At 46.0% G+C, this 18,378-nt stretch carries 12 protein-coding genes; 7 read left to right on the top strand and 5 right to left on the bottom strand.

Annotation, left to right across the window (positions count from 1 at the left end):
• Positions 1-12: 12 nt before the first annotated feature.
• The 3 genes from EKG39_RS03295 to gltB all read right to left on the bottom strand — a co-directional run bounded on the left by EKG39_RS03295 (position 13) and on the right by gltB (position 7,404).
• On the bottom strand, positions 13-1,224 hold the full coding sequence (locus EKG39_RS03295) for a PfkB family carbohydrate kinase (protein ID WP_126504171.1): 1,212 nt from the start codon (positions 1,222-1,224) through the stop codon (positions 13-15).
• A 315-nt stretch (positions 1,225-1,539) separates the two neighbouring features.
• Positions 1,540-2,949 (bottom strand): FAD-dependent oxidoreductase, encoded by a 1,410-nt coding sequence (locus EKG39_RS03290; protein WP_126504169.1) that lies wholly within the window; start codon positions 2,947-2,949, stop codon positions 1,540-1,542.
• Positions 2,950-2,955: 6 nt separating this feature from the next.
• Complete coding sequence (gene gltB / locus EKG39_RS03285) at positions 2,956-7,404, bottom strand: glutamate synthase large subunit (protein ID WP_126504167.1); 4,449 nt, start codon at positions 7,402-7,404, stop codon at positions 2,956-2,958.
• Between the two features lie 510 nt (positions 7,405-7,914).
• On the opposite strand from gltB, the gene mnmL reads away from it, so the two are divergent.
• The 3 genes from mnmL (at position 7,915) to oxyR (ending at position 10,614) form a co-directional block, all read left to right on the top strand.
• Complete coding sequence (gene mnmL, locus EKG39_RS03280; protein WP_126504165.1) at positions 7,915-8,841, top strand: tRNA modification radical SAM protein MnmL/YtqA; 927 nt, start codon at positions 7,915-7,917, stop codon at positions 8,839-8,841.
• A gap of 174 nt (positions 8,842-9,015) precedes the next feature.
• The gene (locus EKG39_RS03275) at positions 9,016-9,381 is read left to right on the top strand and encodes an Hpt domain-containing protein (RefSeq protein ID WP_126504163.1); all 366 of its coding nucleotides are present in this window, start codon (positions 9,016-9,018) and stop codon (positions 9,379-9,381) included.
• Positions 9,382-9,702: 321 nt separating this feature from the next.
• The gene (gene oxyR / locus EKG39_RS03270) at positions 9,703-10,614 is read left to right on the top strand and encodes a hydrogen peroxide-inducible genes transcriptional activator OxyR (protein ID WP_126504161.1); all 912 of its coding nucleotides are present in this window, start codon (positions 9,703-9,705) and stop codon (positions 10,612-10,614) included.
• Positions 10,615-10,705: 91 nt separating this feature from the next.
• Here the strand turns inward: oxyR and EKG39_RS03265 are convergent, their stop codons facing one another.
• The gene (locus EKG39_RS03265) at positions 10,706-11,779 is read right to left on the bottom strand and encodes an adenylate/guanylate cyclase domain-containing protein (protein ID WP_126504159.1); all 1,074 of its coding nucleotides are present in this window, start codon (positions 11,777-11,779) and stop codon (positions 10,706-10,708) included.
• A gap of 293 nt (positions 11,780-12,072) precedes the next feature.
• On the bottom strand, positions 12,073-12,747 hold the full coding sequence (mutH, locus tag EKG39_RS03260) for a DNA mismatch repair endonuclease MutH (protein WP_126504157.1): 675 nt from the start codon (positions 12,745-12,747) through the stop codon (positions 12,073-12,075).
• A gap of 694 nt (positions 12,748-13,441) precedes the next feature.
• Between mutH and rppH the strand changes: the two genes are divergently transcribed.
• The 4 genes from rppH (at position 13,442) to EKG39_RS03240 (ending at position 18,235) form a co-directional block, all read left to right on the top strand.
• The gene (gene rppH, locus EKG39_RS03255; RefSeq protein WP_126504155.1) at positions 13,442-13,960 is read left to right on the top strand and encodes an RNA pyrophosphohydrolase; all 519 of its coding nucleotides are present in this window, start codon (positions 13,442-13,444) and stop codon (positions 13,958-13,960) included.
• A 77-nt stretch (positions 13,961-14,037) separates the two neighbouring features.
• Positions 14,038-16,272 (top strand): phosphoenolpyruvate--protein phosphotransferase, encoded by a 2,235-nt coding sequence (gene ptsP, locus EKG39_RS03250; protein WP_126504153.1) that lies wholly within the window; start codon positions 14,038-14,040, stop codon positions 16,270-16,272.
• Between the two features lie 169 nt (positions 16,273-16,441).
• Positions 16,442-17,185 carry a sulfite exporter TauE/SafE family protein gene (locus EKG39_RS03245; RefSeq protein ID WP_425470130.1) on the top strand — a complete coding sequence of 248 codons (744 nt, stop codon included), beginning with the start codon at positions 16,442-16,444 and terminating at the stop codon, positions 17,183-17,185.
• Positions 17,186-17,383: 198 nt separating this feature from the next.
• Positions 17,384-18,235: a thymidylate synthase gene (locus EKG39_RS03240; protein WP_126504152.1), complete on the top strand. Its 852-nt coding sequence runs from the start codon at positions 17,384-17,386 to the stop codon at positions 18,233-18,235.
• The last annotated feature ends 143 nt before the right edge of the window (positions 18,236-18,378 follow it).

Genomic DNA, 18,378 nt, shown 5'->3' with positions numbered 1-18,378 from the left:
ACTTTGGCTGGCTTACAGCCGTGAGGCAACCAGTGCTGCATCGGGCATATTGGCCGCACCTTCGCGTTCGACGGCCAATGATGCGTATGCGTTGGCGTATTGTGCCGCATCGAGCAGGGTTTCACCCTTGACGAGCCGGGCGACCAGGGCGCCGTTAAAGGCATCACCTGCACCAGTGGTATCGGTGACTGCACATTTTATGGCCCCGACCTCTATGAAGCGTTCATTTTCATATAGAAGGACGCCTTGAGAACCTCGAGTGATGACGACTGTTTCGACGCCCATCTGGTTGATCTTCTCTGCCGCAAGTTTGGCGCTGTTGAGGTCGGTGACCTCAATTCCTGTCATTAAAGAGGCTTCGGTCTCGTTTGGCGTGATAACATCCACGAACTCTAACAGCTCCGGTGTCTCCTCATGATAAGGCGCTGGATTAAGAACGACTTTAACCCCATGGTTACGGGCTATCATCATGGATTGCCTGATGGCATCGATATTGTTCTCGAGTTGAGTCAGAAACAGATTTGCGCCGACAATATGTTGCTCGGCTTGCAGGATCTCCTCATGGTTTATTTCGGTGTTGGCACCCGAATGCACTGCAATCATATTTTCGCCTGTCTGCTCACAGACATAGATAAGCGCATTTCCCGTTGGAGAGGTCTCAGATTCCACGATAATCGTATTATCAATTCCCGTGCCCGCGAGGTGTTCTTTGGCAAAGTGGCTGAATTGATCTTTGCCTATCTTGGTCATGAAGGTGACGTTGGCTCCGGCTTTCGCCGCCGCATAGGCTTGGTTTGCTCCCTTGCCACCGGCGCCGATATTGTTACTCAGTGAATGCAGCGTTTCGCCGGCTTGTGGGAAGCGCTCCAGTTTGGCGACGATGTCGACGTTAAAGGAACCGAGTATAAAAATCTTTTTTTTCATCGTGTTGACCCCATTGTTTATGAGGTTCTGGGTCATAAGACCTGATAAAGAGCTGCTGGCAGTTAACTGAGACATTAAGCTATCCAAACAATATTTATCTGCATCGAATTCAGCAGAACCTTGTACACCGCCATGAGTCCTTATCACTTGCTTTTCCTGTTCCAGATGTACCAGATCACAACGAATGGTCTTTGGTGTCACCTGAAGCAGCTTGGCTAATTGTGCATTTGATAAGGTTTTATGTTCGCTGAGCAGTTTTAAGATGACTGTCAGTCTTTCATTTCGGCTTAGTTTGTTCATAGGATCGAATATACGCGTAGAGTTTCGCTGAGGCTGTGATTAAGATGAAAGCTTAGCACGTAAAACGCACCACTTGGTTCGTTTTTACATACAAGCTATATTCTTCTGTTCTGCTATGGCTTGGTCGCCGGTTTGATGTATACCGATTGGTAATATTAATATCAATCGGCAAAAAAAAGGCGCATCGTTCGATGCGCTAAAATCACAAGTAAAAGGGTTGAAGAACTATTCTTGAAGCTGAGCTTATAAATCAAGCTTCGAAACTAAGCTGCTAAATTTAGCTTCGAAACTAATCTTCGAAACTAATCTTCGAAACTAATCTTCGAAATAGTTGAGTATGCCAAGTGCTGCATCGCGACCTTCGGCGATGGCGGTAACCACGAGATCAGATCCTCTTACCATGTCGCCACCGGCGAAGATCTTTGGATTGCTGGTTTGAAATGGGTTATCACTCGCTTTAGGGGCAATAACGCGTCCCCATTCATCTAAGTCGACATTATGGTCTTTAAGCCAAGCCGCAGGGCTGGGTTGGAAACCGAATGCGATGATGATAGCGTCGGCATCGAGTAGGGTTTCACTGCCTTCGATAACCTCCGCACGACGGCGCCCGCTACCGTCGGCAGCGCCCATCTTTGTCTCTACGCACTCAATGCCGCTCACTTGACCGTCTTGAGTCTTAATCGCGACCGGCTGTCTGTTAAAGAGAAACTGAACTCCTTCCTCTTTCGCATTTTGTACTTCGCGGCGTGAACCAGGCATATTTTCTTCGTCGCGGCGGTAGGCACACGTGACCTCTTTAGCGCCTTGACGTATGGCGGTGCGAACACAGTCCATAGCGGTATCACCACCCCCTAAGACCACGACTTTCTGATCTTTAAGGCTGAGATAAGGTGACTCTTCATCTGTAGTCCCCATGATGTGATGGGTATTACCGATAAGGTAGGGGAGGGCCTGATAGACACCTTGAGCATCTTCGCCGGGTAATCTGGCCTTCATTGCTGTATAGGTTCCCATCCCGAGGAAAACGGCATCGTATTCGTTAAGCAGATCATCGAACGGACGATCTTTACCTATCGTTGTGCCTAACCTGAACTCTATTCCCATCCCTTCGAGGACGCTTCGGCGTGTCGCCATCACCGACTTGTCGAGTTTAAAGGAGGGAATACCATAGGTGAGTAGTCCGCCTATCTGTGGGTTTTTATCGAACACCACCGCGCTGACGCCGTTGCGCGCTAAAATGTCGGCACAGCCAAGTCCGGCAGGGCCCGCACCTATGATGGCGACGCGCTCTTTTCTCGGTGTGACCTGGCTGAGGTCCGGTTTCCAACCCTGGGCGATGGCGGTATCGGTAATGTATTTCTCGACGTTACCTATGGTGACGGCACCAAATTCATCGTTTAAGGTGCAGGCGCCTTCACACAGGCGGTCCTGAGGACACACCCTGCCACAGATCTCCGGTAGAGTATTGGTCTCATGTACCAAATCCGCAGCCTCTAAGATGCGTCCCTGTTGGGCGAGCTTTAACCAGTTGGGGATGTAGTTATGTAGCGGGCACTTCCACTCACAGTATGGGTTACCACAATCTAAACACCGGTCCGCTTGTTCATTGACCTGAGTCTGAGCAAAGGGTTGGTATATTTCAATAAACTGCGTGGCACGCTTCTTAACAGGGTGTTTTACAGGATCTTTACGATCGACTTCGATAAATTGAAAATCATTACTCATCAGTACTTACCCCGCTATCACTTTGAGTTCAGGTTGTGATTGCTCGAGTCTTAGTAGATCTGAGACTGGAACGCTTTTAGGTTTGACCAACAAGAAGCAGTCGAGCCAATTTTCAAAATCGGTTAACAGCATCTTGGCATGTTCGCTGCCGGTTTCGGCAACATGCTCCTCAATCAAGCCTTTCAGGTGTTGCTGATGTATTGGGGAGACTAATTTCTGAGTATCCACCAGTTCAGTATTCACCCGGCGGTTAAATCGTCCGAAACGGTCGAATACGTAAGCAAAACCACCCGTCATACCTGCGCCAAAGTTAACGCCTGTTTTACCCAGAACGACGACAATACCACCGGTCATATATTCACAGCCGTTGTCACCGAGCCCTTCGACAACTGCCGTTGCTCCCGAGTTTCTGACCCCAAAGCGCTCACCGGCTATGCCGGCTGCGAACAGCTTACCGCCCGATGCGCCATAGAGGCAGGTATTACCGATAATAGAGGAGCGTTCGCTCTGGAATGTGCTGCCTAATGGGGGATGGATGGTGATCTTACCGCCAGACATGCCTTTACCGACATAGTCGTTGCCATCACCACAGAGGGTGAGGTCGAGACCGGGGCTGTTCCATACACCGAAGCTTTGTCCGGCTGTACCATTAAACTTCAGCTTGATGGGAGCCTTAGCACCTGCCTTGCCCACCGTTTTCGCGATAAAGCCAGAAAGTGCGGCGCCAACCGAGCGATCTGTGTTGTTGATATCGAACCTTGCATCAATAGGAAGGCCCTGTTCTACCGCCTCTCTGGTTTTTTCAAGCAGCTTGATGTTTAACAAGCCGGGATCTGATGGAGGATTTGTCTCCTGCCAGGTGCGGGCAGAACCTTCTGGGATCTTCGGAGTGTATAATATTGGGCTGAGATCCAACCCCTGCTGTTTAAGGGTGTCGCCGTCGAGCGCCTCTAACCATTCGCTTCGACCCACGAGGTCTTCAAATTGTGTCACACCCAGTGCGGCCATCCACTCTCTGATCTCTTCGGCAACGAATTCGAAATAGGTCATGACTCGCTCAGGCAGACCATGATAGTGCTCATTTCTGAGCTTTTCATTCTGAGTCGCTACACCGGTTGCACAGTTGTTCAGGTGACAGATCCGCAGGTATTTACAACCCAGGGCTATCATTGGAACTGTGCCGAAACCAAAGCTTTCGGCACCTAACAGTGCGGCCTTAATGACGTCTCGACCGGTTTTTAAACCACCATCCACCTGAAGTCGGATCTTATGGCGCAGGCCATTTTGAACCAGAGATTGGTGAACCTCTGCAAGGCCCAGTTCCCAAGGGCTACCTGCATATTTTACCGACGTTATCGGGCTTGCTCCTGTACCGCCATCATAACCTGAGATGGTTATCATGTCGGCGTAAGCCTTGGCTACACCGGTTGCGATGGTGCCGACACCCGGTTCAGATACCAGTTTGACCGAGATGAGTGCCTTGGGGTTTATCTGTTTAAGGTCGAAGATAAGCTGCGCCAGATCTTCAATCGAGTAGATATCATGATGTGGAGGCGGCGAGATCAGCGTGACCCCGGGACGTGCATTACGCAGCGCTGCAATTTCAACGCTGACCTTATGTCCCGGAAGTTGTCCGCCCTCACCGGGTTTTGCGCCTTGTGCAACCTTAATCTGCAGAACTTCGGCGTTCATCAGATAGTGAGCGGTAACGCCGAATCTGCCTGATGCGATCTGTTTAATCGCCGAGTTTCGTTCTGAGTTGAAACGGGCCGGATCTTCTCCGCCTTCGCCTGAATTGGAGCGACCTCCCAGGCGGTTCATGGCTACAGCCAAGGCCTCATGGGCTTCGGGGCTGAGAGCGCCAATACTCATAGCTGCGCTATCGAATCTGGGGTAGAGCGTGTCGGCTGACTCTACGGTATCAATTTCTACCGCGTCCAACTTGCCGTTTATCTCGATGAGATCCCGAAGTGTCGCAATGGGTCTGTTGTCAACCAGCTCAGTAAATCGCTTATAGGCCGGGTAATCTCTGTCTTTCAGGCAAGCCTGCAGGGTATTGACGACATCAGGATTAAAGCAGTGGTATTCACCACCCTCAACATATTTCAGTAAACCGCCCTGACTTAGTGGTTGATGTGCCCTGAATGCGTGCTTATGAAGCAAAACCTGATCCTGTTCGAGTAATTCAAAGCTCGCACCTTCAATACGGCTCACTACACCATTGAAACACAAATCGACCACATTTGACGCCAAACCGATAGCCTCAAATTGTTGAGAGCATCGATAGGAAGCGATAGTGCTGATCCCCATCTTGGACATGATCTTTCTCAGGCCCTTGTCGATACCGTGGCGGAAGTTGAGTAACAGTTGACTCGTTTGTGAGACATTATTTTGTTTAGCGAGTGCCGAGATGGACTCATAGGCCAAGTAGGGGTAGATCGCCGTGGCGCCGAAGCCCAATAAAACAGCAAAATGATGAGGGTCTCGAGCCGAAGCCGTTTCAACTATGATGTTGGTGTCGCAGCGAAGGCTCTTATTGACCAGAACATGTTGAACAGCGCCAACAGCCATAGCCGCAGGGACTACCTGCTTGGAGCCTGCCGTGGCTCTGTCTGATAAAATTAGCAGGGTTGTGCCGGTGCGAGCAAGTCTCTCGGCTTCATCACAGATGCGTTTTACGGCATTTTCAAGCCCTTCTTCTAAGTCATAGTTAAGATCTACCGTATTCGCCCGATAGTAGGTCGAGTCCAGAGCCATTAACTGGTTGAAGTCGCTAAAAAGCAATACCGGCGAGTTAAACATAACCCGGTATGCATGACCCGTTGTCTCATTGAATAGATTCTGCTCGCGCCCGACACAGGTCGAGAGAGACATCACATGTTTCTCTCTGAGTGGATCGATTGGCGGGTTAGTGACCTGAGCAAATTTCTGTCTGAAATAGTCATAGATGGTACGGGATTTCTTTGATAGCACGGCCATAGGGGTATCATCACCCATGGAGCCTGTCGCCTCTTCACCTTTTTGAGCCAGTACCCAGATAACCTGTTCGAGCTCTTCACGGGAGTATCCGAAATGTTTCTGATATTGCAGCAGTTGGGAGTCGGTGAATTCACATACTCCCTGGTCCTCATTAGGCATCTCTTCGGCCGGGGTTAACGTCCGGCTGTTTTTGGCCATCCACTCTTTGTAAGGGTGGCGGCGTTTGAGATCGTTATCAATCTCAAATGAGGAGTAGAGTTGACCGTTTAAGGTGTCGAGCACCAGAAGCTCTCCGGGACCAACACGGCCCTTCTCAACCACTTCATCGGGGGCATAATCCCAGATCCCCACTTCGGAGGCCAGGGTGAGTATTCTGTCTTTGGTGATCACATAGCGCGATGGTCGTAAACCATTTCGGTCGACGGCGCAGGCCGCGTGCCGTCCGTTTGTCATCACTATGCCGGCTGGTCCATCCCATGGCTCCATATGCATGGAGTTGAAATCGTAGAAGGCTTTGAGCTCTTCATCCATCTCAGGGTTACTCTGCCAAGCTGGTGGTATCAGCAAGCGCATGGCTCGGTATAGATCCATGCCGCCCGCCAAAAGCATTTCAAGCATGTTATCGAGCGATGAGGAATCCGAGCCGTTTTCGTTGACAAAAGGCGCGGCTTGCTGGAGATCTGGCAGCAGAGGGGCTGTAAACTTGTATGCACGAGCACGTGCCCACTGCCTGTTGCCGGTAATTGTGTTTATTTCACCATTATGGGCTAGATATCTGAATGGTTGTGCCAGTGGCCATTTAGGTGATGTATTGGTAGAAAACCTTTGATGGAAAAGACAGATAGAGCTCTGCAGTCTGATATCGGCAAGATCCAGATAAAATTCCGGGAGATCGACAGGCATCATCAAGCCTTTATAGACGATGACCTGACCAGATAAACTGGCTACATAGAAGTCTTTATCATGGGGGAGTTGTTGTTCTAAGCGACGCCTTGCCATATAGAGACGACGTTCAAGATCTTTTTCTCGCCAGCCAATGGGAGCATTAATGAGTACCTGAAAGATCTGCGGCTGACTCTCTTTACCTATTGGTCCCAATACATCGGAATTAACGGGGACCTTTCTCCATCCTGCAACACTTAGAGTCTCTTTTTCTAATTCACGTTCTAATAAGAGCTTAGCTTCATCGGCGAGCAGCTCATCCTGGCTGAGGAAGAACATACCGACGGCAAATTTACGGCTTAAATGCCAATCATTTTCGGCTGCAATGGCTTCGAAGAATTTTATCGGAAGTTGCATAAGCAGACCGCATCCGTCACCCGTACGCCCATCGGCGGCGATGCCACCACGATGCTTCATACGATCCAGGCCATGTATTGCCGTTCTTACGATTCTATGGCTTGGCTCACCGTCCATTTGGGCTATCAGACCAAAACCACAATTATCCCGCTCGAAACTGGGGTGATATAAGCTCATACAAAAACTCCCTAAAACTTAAACTAAATACTACTCGGGGTTAATTAGTATAGATATTCACCCGAACGATCCAAATTACCGCCAGAATGGGAAAAGGTCAAACCAAAAGATTGCATAAAACTTGAGTGGTTTATGCCGTTTAATACGCCAATATTGCCTCTTTACGTTTACGTAAGCTGCAAATTAGGCTGTATAACGTTATGAATAAAAAGAATTTTAGGAATCGTTTCTGCGTGAGTTTGCTTAATTGTAACGAGTTTGATGCGGAATTTATTTTTAGGAAAGTGATTTTTATTGCACGTACAGTGAATGTTTTTGTGATTTAGCGTGTGAGTAGTTATGCGTTGCAAGTGATTTTTGTTTGATTTTTATTGTGTTTGAGTCATAGGTCACGTTATCTCCTGTGGTTAGCGTATAGGTGAGATAATCCACAATTTTTGATATGGCGTGAGGTATCCAAATGGCAAATAGATTAGAATAGTGTAATTCAATGGTGTGAGTGAGTGCTTCGTGGGTCTGGATCAGTACGTATATACATTTGGTGTTTTTTGTAAAAATCAATTTGGTGAAAGACTAAGAAAGTTAACCATAGATGCCAAGTTTACCTGTCCAAACAGAGATGGCACCTTGGGAAAGGGAGGTTGTACTTATTGTAATGTGGCCTCTTTTAACCACGAACATGGCACCGAGCTATCAATTCAAGAACAGCTTAATCAAGGTCGAGAGAGAGTTGCTGGGCGCTCTTCTAAATATATCGCTTATTTTCAAGCCTATACCAGTACCTACGATGAATACCGAGTATTGAAAACCAAATACGATGAAGCGATTAAAGATCCTGACATCGTAGGGCTTTGTGTTGGCACCAGACCGGACTGTGTTTCCGACGATGTGATTGAGTTACTGGCTTCATATCAAGACAAAGGCATAGAGGTGTGGTTGGAGCTAGGTCTGCAATCTGCGAAAGACAAAACACTTAAACGTATTAATAGAGGCCATCTTATGGCTGATTATATTGATACTGTCACGCGAGCTCGCGCACGTGGTATTAAGGTCTGTACTCATCTTATTCTTGGCCTACCAGGCGAAGAGCATCAAGATTACCTGAATAGTTTAAATGCCGTTTTGGCGGCTGGCGTAGATGGGTTAAAGCTACATCCGCTGCATATTGTCGAAGGCAGCACCATGGCAAAAGCATGGCGCAACGACAGAATGAAACTGTTAACGGTGGAAGAGTATGCCTACAGTGTTGGTGAGATGATTCGCAACACACCAAAAGATATTATTTTTCATAGGGTAACAGCCTATGCAAAGAAACCTATGTTACTTGCTCCCGATTGGTGCGCATTTCGCTGGAATGGCCTTGTAGCCATAGTGAATGATCTGAAAGCCAAGGGGGAACAAGGAAGCTATTTGATTTCTAAGCTAAAAGTTGAATAAGGTATTCAATTAGGCTAGTTAAATAGCAGATTTGATTAAACATTAGTTAAAAGATGGTTAAAAAATGATGGTTTTCACCGACATATTGCTCAATTAGTTGCGCCAGCAATTATAGCGGGTATTATGTGGTAAATTAGTCTTTAAACAGTCAGAATTTTTGAGAGGTGCCTTAATATGGCCACAGCTGAGATTGAATCAATATTGGATCTTAATACACTAGAGCAGTACTGCAGTGCAATTGGTGCGGGCACTTTGCTAAAGAGTGTCGTCTTATTTGAGCAGCTAATGCCGGAATATGTAGGAAACTTAGTTAATGCTAAGGAAGCTCAAGACAAAGATACTTTATGCTCCGAGGCTCATAAGTTTAAAGGTGCCGCAGGTTCTGTTGGTCTGAAGCGAATTCAACAATTTGCTCAACTTCTTCAACACGGCGAAGATGCTGCCTGGGCAACCGAGCATGATACTTGGTTACAAGCCATTGTTGATAATGCGAATCAAGATTTGGCCGAACTTAAGCAGTATCTTGAATCTAAAGTTTAAAGCCTGACTCTATATTCTCTTCTGTATTTCTTAGCAGATTTTTACTAGAGAAAGAGAAGTGATAAAGCGCTAATGAAACAGAGTTTCATTAGCGCTTTTTTATTGCCTCTCTATCCCCACTGGAGGGCATCGTCGTACCGCTTACTGCCAGCCTTCATCACTGAAAGTAAGTACAAAACCATTTCTCTCATCATCAATGGGTGATCGATTTAATTTAGGCGGGCATCACATTATCAACTCATAATCGAATCCTAACCTTCTCGTTTTGTGGTAGAGTTAAATAGGATATTTTGATGACAATTACTGTTGGTAATCGATTTTATGAAACATTTACCTAGCTTAAAAAACCTCTTTTATTTGGTTAACTTACATCACGAACAAAACTTTAATCGGGCAGCTAAAATCTGTCATGTGAGTCAATCGACACTCTCTAGTGGCATTCAGAATCTGGAAGAGCAGCTAGGGCACCAGTTAATTGAAAGAGATCATAAGTCCTTCATATTCACAGCAATTGGTGAAGAAGTTGTCCAGAGATCCAGAAAGTTACTCACAGATGTCGATGATCTTGTGGAGTTGGTCAAACATCAGGGAGAGCCGATGACGGGAGATATCCGTCTGGGTTGTATTCCCACTATTGCACCATTTCTATTGAGTCGAGTCGTCAAGCATTGTCAAAAGAGCTATCCGGAACTGACGCTTTTCTTAAAGGAGGACACGACCGAACGCCTGCTCGATGCCCTGGGAAAAGGGGAGTTGGATCTTTTGCTTCTGGCCCTACCCGTCGACACGAGTGGTTATCACAGCATGAAGGTCGGTATCGATCCGTTTAAACTTGTGGTACATGAAGAGTTAGCGGATGAGCTACATGAGCCTTTAGATTTCAAATCTTTCCCGGACGAGAGCATCTTTTTACTTCAAGCTGAACACTGCATCACCGGCCATGCTATAACAGCCTGTCAGTTGGGTGATAGTGCCAAGGTTAACCCATTTGCGGCGACAAGCCTGCACACTCTGGTTCAGATGGTAAACAGTAAGCTGGGTACGACCTTTCTGCCACAGATGGCAATCGATGCAGGAATATTAAATGACACAGAGTTAAGTGTCATGCAGCCTCCTGGGGATGCGCCTTATAGGGATATTGGTCTTGTTTGGCGTCAGACTTCCAGCCGTATTTTAACCTTCAGGACCTTAGGCTTAGCGATACAAAATCTGTTGGAAGGAAGAGAAGACTAGTTATACCAATTGGTATTAGATTACCAATCGAGATAAGGCCGTCAGTGATAACACGCTACTGATAGCCCTATTTCAATTTTAATATGACCCTTTATCCGTGTCTGGGGGCAACACCAAAGACATCGGTAGAATGTTGTTTTCCCTTCAACTTAATCGGACCTAAGTTGTTCAGAATATACTGGCTGTTATCTTTCTCAATTCTGGACTCTAACGCTCCGGAGATAAGCATTCTCTGGCCAAGAGGGTTGCATTGATCCTGTAATCTTGCCAGGGTGTTGAGAACGTCACTGAAGAAACTAATCTCCTGTTTCTGAACTCCGACTACGGCCGCGACCACTTGACCACAATGTGCTGCGGCCTTGAATTTAGGGACAAAACCATACTGCTCTTCGAAATACTGACGTTGCCAATTGAGCTGTTGACTGAATTCATAGTAGATATTGAAACTTCTATCTTTAAGGATCCCGTCTTCGAGCGGCCAATGTATTAAGACCGCATCGCCCATATAACGATAAATTTCGGCTTCATTATTTGTCACTGTATCGGCAAGGAGACTAAAGCTGTCTTGTATTAAACGGCTGAATCGATAGTCGCCTAATGATTCTGCATGGGTCGTTGAGGCAACCATATCCAGGTAGAGGAAGAGTCTCTGCTCATATCTTGGTTTATGGTACTTCCCAAGGCCAATATTGAGTAATACACGAGGTCCTACTAACAGTGCCATCTGTTCGATGAAGGCTAAACCTACTCTGACAACAACTAAGTAAATGATTAGCGCCTGAAATGACGGACTGTAAAGTATATGAGCCGTCAACATCTGTCTCAAGGTGGCCATGTGATTTTCTATGGCCCACATATTCAGGAATTGGGTTATGTAGGCGAGTGTGGTCGCCCCAAGCAGAAGGAAAAGGCCTTTAAAGATAACTGAGAATATGTAGGGAAGTCGGTTTATCGCGCTAAAATCGGCAATAAGGTTAGACATCCAATGTAAACTACCGAAGATAATTCCCATGTAGATCGCTAACGTGGCGAGATCTACACTGCCGGTTGCCCACTGTGGAAGCTCGGGTGCTTGTGCATATCGAAAAAACACAAACGCCGCCATGGCAATTCCCCAAGCGAAAATCGCAAAAATTAGTTTTTTTGCTTGTATACGTGCTTTCACTGTATCAGGGGTATCCTAATGCTTCGTTCTTTATTCAGGATGCGGTAGTTTATAGAAAATGCCCCTATGATTTCCACTAGTATTTGTGATCTTTGTCAAATGAGAGTGAGTTATGTACATAAACAAGCTTAAAATACAAAATGTGAGCCATGTAGATGGCTAGATGAAGTGTTTTTTAGTTTCTATCTACTTAGAGGTAAGGCCTGAGCAGACGAAAAAGTCTTGTTCAGTGAGTTGAATTGTTATCATCTACCACTTTTTAGGTGATGCCATCAGCGGTTAACTGCGATGAGTTAACCAAAAAAACGCGAGAGAATAGCCTGTGTAAACTGGGTTTTCAGATAGAATCCCCTCGGGTTGGTCATGGTCGTAGAACCATCCTGAGCAATGCTTTGTGTGACGGAGCGGCTGTTTGCCCCTTTAGGCCTAAGTTGAAGGACTTCTCCATGCCTTGCGGTGAGTTGTTGAACCTGCCCTAAAGAGATAAATTCCATTATCTCTTCCCAGTCTTGCTTTAAAAGAGCGAGTTCATCTGAGTTTGGCGTCCAGAGTATTGGTGTTCCTATCTGCCTGTCTGCCACAGGGATCTCTCTTTCACCTTGTACAGGCACCCAAAGAACAGTTTGGAGTTTATGACACACCACGCTGTTTTCCCAGGTTAACCCTTGAATGTCGACTAAGGGAGCGACAGTCACGTAGGTCGTTTCCATCGGCTTCCCCTTACTATCGACAGGAATTGTTTTAAGTTCTATACCCAGATGCAGGAAGTCCTGCTCTGGCTTCGAACCGGCAATGGCGCCGAGCTCATGTTCGATGAGTTGGCCGACCCAACCTTTATCTCTTTTCAGATTTGCTGGTGTCGATAGGCCGTGTGAGTCTGCGAGTTGGCCCAATGTCAGACCTGCCATGTTATTGGCTCGCAGCATTAACTCTTCGATACTGTGGGGAGGTTTTGGTGTCGTTTTCATCAAACCAATTTTACCTGAGAATTTTGAGATATCAATTGGTGGTTAAAAAACAATCGCGCCCTCTGTTGTTGATAACAAGCTTTAAATGAACTCGCTTAAGTTACTGATAAAAAACACTAACAGCAATTCAGTTATAAATATTTCAGGGCTTTTTCTTCTCTGTATTTTTTTACCCCCTGCTTTTCCAACATAGTTATCCACAGATTCCTTGGATAACTTACACTTATCTATGTGCTAACTCGAAAATATTGAGATGTCAAACAGAGAATTAAGCAATTTATTTCTCGATTCAGTTAAATTTCGACTTTACCTGTGAATAACCTGAATAATTAATTTTCTGAGTTATCCAAATAATACTTACTGATTAAAAACTGACCAACAGGTTGACTTTGTTTACCATGGTAATTGATTCTCGCACTTAATGTGTTGTTGTTTATGTATATTTTGTTTTTTGGTTAGAAGGTATGACACACTTGGAACTGTTGAAATAATATCATATCAACCACTATAAATAAGTTTCGAACAGAGATATCCACAGAATTTGTGGATATAATCGATATTTGATTTTTAGTTCTGTTGATAAAAGTTGATGTTTTAGTTTTTTATCCAAGGAACTTGTGTTATTCGGTATTTGCCGCAGGGCGTGCTTTGTGAAACAATCGTTGGATTAAAATTGTTAATTGACGGAGTCCATGTGATTGATAGTGACGGCTTTCGCGCGAATGTGGGCATCATTATCTGTAATCGCTTTGGGCAGGTTATGTGGGCTAGAAGGTTTGGTCAACATTCCTGGCAATTTCCTCAGGGTGGGGTCGATGAAGGCGAAACACCTGAAGAGGCGATGTTTAGAGAGTTGTATGAAGAGGTTGGATTAAGGCCTGAACATGTTCAGATATTAACTTCTACCCGCTCTTGGTTGCGTTACAGATTACCCAAACGTTTAATAAGGCAAGATAGTAAACCCGTGTGTATTGGGCAGAAGCAAAAATGGTTTTTGTTACAGCTTAATAGTAATGAGAGTGCGATTGATCTCAATGCTTGTGGTCATCCTGAGTTTGACGATTGGCGTTGGGTGAGTTATTGGTATCCGGTAAGACAGGTTGTGTCATTTAAACGAGATGTTTATAGAAAGGTGATGAAGGAGTTCGCTCCTACGGCACTCCCATTTCAAACGAGGGAACATCATCATAGCAGGAGAGGCAGGCGACGTTAGTCGTCGAATATGAGGCTATAGAACCACAAAGTCTATACTGGGTAGTTATTAAGTGAAGTGATAGGAGGTTTAAGTCGGTGCTGAAAACGCTAAGAGATATTACCCAGGCCGTTGCGGCGGCTCAAGATCTCCATTCTTCGCTCGAGTTACTCGTTTCTCAAACTAAATCAGCGATGGCAACCCAATGCTGTTCTATCTATCTGTTAGAGGGGCAGCAACTCGTATTATCTGCAACGGACGGTTTAGACCCCGATGCCGTTGGCCAGGTAAAAATGTCCCTTTCAGAAGGTTTGGTTGGTCTCGTGGCGGAGCGTGAAGAACCTATCAATCTGGCCGACGCTAATCAACATCCGAGGTTTAAAAAATTTGCTGAAGCCGAAGAGGAGAGCTTCAGGGCTTTTCTGGCAGTCCCGATAATATACCAAAAAAATGTTGTGGGGGTCTTAGTCGTTCAGCAAGCCGATACTCGGCAATTTGATGAAGGTGAAGAGGCATTCCTTATGACTTTGGCGGCGCAGCTCGCTATGGCGATAAGGCATTTGAGGATAAAAGCCGAGGTGGAGTGCTCCCCCGATCTTCTTCACTTTACCGGTACATCAGCGGCTAATGGTGTTGCCATTGCCCACGCCTTGGTACTCGGTGGCCAGATTGCACTGGAGCAACCACAAAATCGAACTTCTGATGTTAGCCATGAAGAGTCAAGATTAAATTCTGCGATCGAAGCTTGTAAAGATACCCTGACTTCATTGTCACAACGCTTCGATCAGGAGCAGGATAACGAAGTCGTCTCCATATTTTCAGCACTGCAACAGCTACTCGATAACGCCAGCCTTGGTGGTGAGTACGTTAAAGAGGTTCGTGATGGCTGGTGTGCTGTATCGGCGGTGAGTCGTGTCTCGCTAAGATACATAGAACAGTTTACCCAGATGCAGGATCTTTATCTAAAGGAGCGTGCGGGCGATATTCGCGACCTGGGCTTACGGGTGTTGAGACTGCTCATCGAGCCTCAGAGAATGGAGTTAGAGCCAGATGTGCCGGTTATTCTTGTTACCAAGGAAGCCGATGCCACTATGCTTGCCGAATTTCCAAGACATAAGTTAGTCGGAATTGTCACCGAGCTCGGTGGTGTCAACTCTCATGCCGCTATTCTTGCCAGAGCGCTGGGAGTGCCAGCGATTATTGGTGTCGAAGGGGTCTTATCTGCCGGCATCGACAACAAGTTACTTATTATTAATGCTAATCGTGGGCAACTACTGGTCTCGCCCACCCCACCATTGATTGCAGAATACCGAAATCTGATTTCGGCCGAAAAGGCCCTGCAGAATAAATACGCTCAAGAGTTAGACCTTCCTGCTGAAACTATGGACGGCAAAAGAATTCACCTGTACCTCAATGCCGGTTTATTAAGTAGTTTAGCCTCAGAGATCGCCAATGGGGCGGATGGCGTCGGTTTATATCGCACCGAAATTCCTTTCATGTTGCATCAAAGGTTTCCCAGTGAATCTGAGCAGGTAAAAGTTTATCAACAGGTGCTGGAAGCGGCGAGTGACAGGCCGGTTGTCATGCGCACCTTAGACGTCGGTGGTGACAAGCCCTTATCTTATTTTCCCATTAACGAGGAAAACCCTTTTCTGGGCTGGCGTGGCATAAGACTCTCTCTGGATCATCCGGAACTGTTTCTTGTACAGCTAAGAGCGATGATACAGGCTGGAGATGAAAAAGAGCAGCTGCATATCTTACTGCCTATGGTCAGTAATCTCGAGGAGATCGATCAGGCTATCGCCTACCTTGAACAGGCTTATAATGAACTGAAAAATGATGTTAATAAGAATATCGTAAAACCCAAGCTTGGGATTATGCTGGAAGTCCCCGCCCTCCTGTATCAACTTGCGGAGGTGGCAAGGCGGGTTGACTTTGTTTCAGTCGGTTCTAATGATCTGACTCAATATTTGTTAGCGGTAGATAGAAACAACCCTCGGGTGAGTACCTTATATGATTGCTATCATCCGGGGATCTTAAGGGCACTGAAACGTGCCAGGTTTGATTGTTGGCAATATAACCTTCCTGTCAGCGTGTGTGGTGAGTTGGCTGGCGAGCCTATCGGTGTGATTTTACTCGTTGCTATGGGATACGATCAGCTGAGCATGAATCAGGGGAGCTTAGCCAGAATCAATTATTTGCTTAGAAGGGTGTCTCATTCCGATCTCAGTGAACTGCTTCAGATGGCTCTGACACTAACCTCTGGACAGGAGGTGAGGGAGTTGGTCAGGGAGTATTTCGAATCAAGAGAGCTAGGAGCAATCCTTAACTAGTGATAATTGCAGAGAAAGTAAGCGTGTAGGTTGGACTTTAACGCATCTATCCGGGCTGAGGTTAATGTCCGTTATCGTGTTTATGAACTTAGATGGAAAAGGTCTATTCGTGGATAATTTAATTTGGTTTTTTATTAGCTGCCTGGGTTTAGGCGCGTTTGTAGGGTTTATGGCGGGCCTGTTGGGCATAGGTGGCGGGATTATCGCAGTGCCTGTGCTTCTTTACCTTCTGCCATCGGCTGGATTCGAATTGGGGGTATTGCCCCATGTGGCCATTGCGACATCTCTTTCTGCGATTATTTTAACCTCATGCTCTTCGGCCTTAGCGCACCATAGGCGCGGCAATATTCCATGGCCGCTGTTTAAACCTATGTTACCCGGCTTGATCCTAGGGGCTTCTTGCTCCGGGTTTATCTCGCACTCGATAAGCGCCGATAACTTGCAGCAGACCTTTGCTATATTCGTGATTTTAATGGCGGTTCAGATGGTATTTCCCCTACGGGTCACAGGTGAAGAAAAGCCGATGCCCGCAGCTTTAACACTATTTATTGCCTCCGCTGCAATTGCTTCATTTGCCGCCTTGATGGGAATTGGTGGCGGTATACTCTTGGTTCCATTTTTAAGCTGGTGTGGCCTTCAAATGCGAAACGCTATCGGTTTCTCGGCGGCATCGGGGGTGTTTATCGCACTGTTTGGTAGTGTCGGCTATGTGTTGGCTGGATGGAATGTAACAGATTTACCGCAAGGAACATTAGGCTACGTCTACCTGCCGGCGCTTTTGGGGATAATTATCACCTCAGTCACTATGGCACCAGTCGGTGTCAGAGCTGCGACTCATTGGCCTACACCTCTCTTGAAAAAGATATTTGCACTATTGCTTATTTTTACCGGGATCAAGTTAGCCTTAGCTTGATTGTTAAACCTCTCATTGTTCCGCTCTACAGGGACCTCGGGAGGTTAGTGCATACCTTTAGCCAACCTAATAGCCTCGACCGCCCATTGAGTACTCAGATTTATCATTAAAATGATATTAGAAACTCATCGAGATTAAGTTAGAATTACCGGGTTTGTATCTTATGTTTAGAAAAGCGCCGTCAGAGGGTAAGTTGTAATGAAACAGTATTTAGAACTATGTAACAGAATTATCGATGAAGGCACTTGGATTGAAAATGAGCGAACGGGTAAACGATGCCTGACGGTTATCAATGCTGACTTAACTTATAATGTCGGTAATAATGAGTTTCCTCTGATCACAACCCGAAAAAGTTTCTGGAAGAGTGCGATTGCTGAGATGCTCGGTTATATTCGCGGTTATGATAATGCGGCCGATTTCCGCGCTCTGGGCGCCAAGACCTGGGATGCCAACGCCAATGAAAATCAGGTGTGGTTAAATAATCCACATCGTAAGGGCGTCGATGATATGGGACGGGTTTATGGTGTGCAGGGAAGGGCATGGAGTAAGCCTGACGGCGGCACAATCGATCAATTAAAGAAGATTGTCGATAATCTTAAAGCCGGTGTCGATGATCGCGGAGAGATCCTCAGCTTTTATAATCCGGGCGAGTTCCATATGGGATGCCTGCGTCCCTGTATGCATACCCATAACTTTTCGCTGCTTGGAGATACACTTTATCTTAATAGCTTTCAGCGCTCTTGTGATGTTCCCCTTGGATTGAATTTTAATCAGGTTCAGGTATTTACTCTGCTTGCTCTGATTGCGCAAATTACCGGTAAGAAACCTGGAATGGCGTATCATAAAATTGTTAACGCCCACATTTATGAAGATCAATTAGCGTTAATGCGCGATGTACAACTTAAAAGAGAGCCTTTTGAGCCAGCTTCTCTGTCGATCAATCCGGATATTAAATCTTTGGAAGATCTGGAGACCTGGGTGACGATGGATGACTTTGAAGTGTCGGGTTATCAGCATCATGAAGCGATCAAATATCCGTTTTCAGTTTAACTTTCTCTAAACCTCCTTATTTAGGTAATCAACTGAAATATCAGAGGTAACAAGTATCGTTTTTATCATTAAAACGTTAGTTGTTACCTGTTTTTTCTGAATAAAAAGTTTTCTTCCCTTTTATCTATTTCTACATCTTGCTG

It is taken from the genome of Shewanella atlantica (genome assembly GCF_003966265.1).
Taxonomy (GTDB): Bacteria; Pseudomonadota; Gammaproteobacteria; order Enterobacterales; family Shewanellaceae; genus Shewanella; species Shewanella atlantica.
Note: the sequence above shows the minus strand (reverse complement) of the source record. Positions and strands in the feature narration are given on the sequence as shown.

Bases quoted from the DNA above. Each gene is read 5' to 3' on its own strand.
- EKG39_RS03295 (WP_126504171.1), bottom strand. From the start codon at position 1,224: ATGAACAAACTAAGCCGAAATGAAAGACTGACAGTCATCTTAAAACTG.
- EKG39_RS03290 (WP_126504169.1), bottom strand. From the start codon at position 2,949: ATGAGTAATGATTTTCAATTTATCGAAGTCGATCGTAAAGATCCTGTA.
- gltB (WP_126504167.1), bottom strand. From the start codon at position 7,404: ATGAGCTTATATCACCCCAGTTTCGAGCGGGATAATTGTGGTTTTGGT.
- EKG39_RS03275 (WP_126504163.1), top strand. From the start codon at position 9,016: ATGGCCACAGCTGAGATTGAATCAATATTGGATCTTAATACACTAGAG.
- oxyR (WP_126504161.1), top strand. From the start codon at position 9,703: ATGAAACATTTACCTAGCTTAAAAAACCTCTTTTATTTGGTTAACTTA.
- mutH (WP_126504157.1), bottom strand. From the start codon at position 12,747: ATGAAAACGACACCAAAACCTCCCCACAGTATCGAAGAGTTAATGCTG.
- EKG39_RS03245 (WP_425470130.1), top strand. From the start codon at position 16,442: ATGGCGGGCCTGTTGGGCATAGGTGGCGGGATTATCGCAGTGCCTGTG.
- EKG39_RS03240 (WP_126504152.1), top strand. From the start codon at position 17,384: ATGAAACAGTATTTAGAACTATGTAACAGAATTATCGATGAAGGCACT.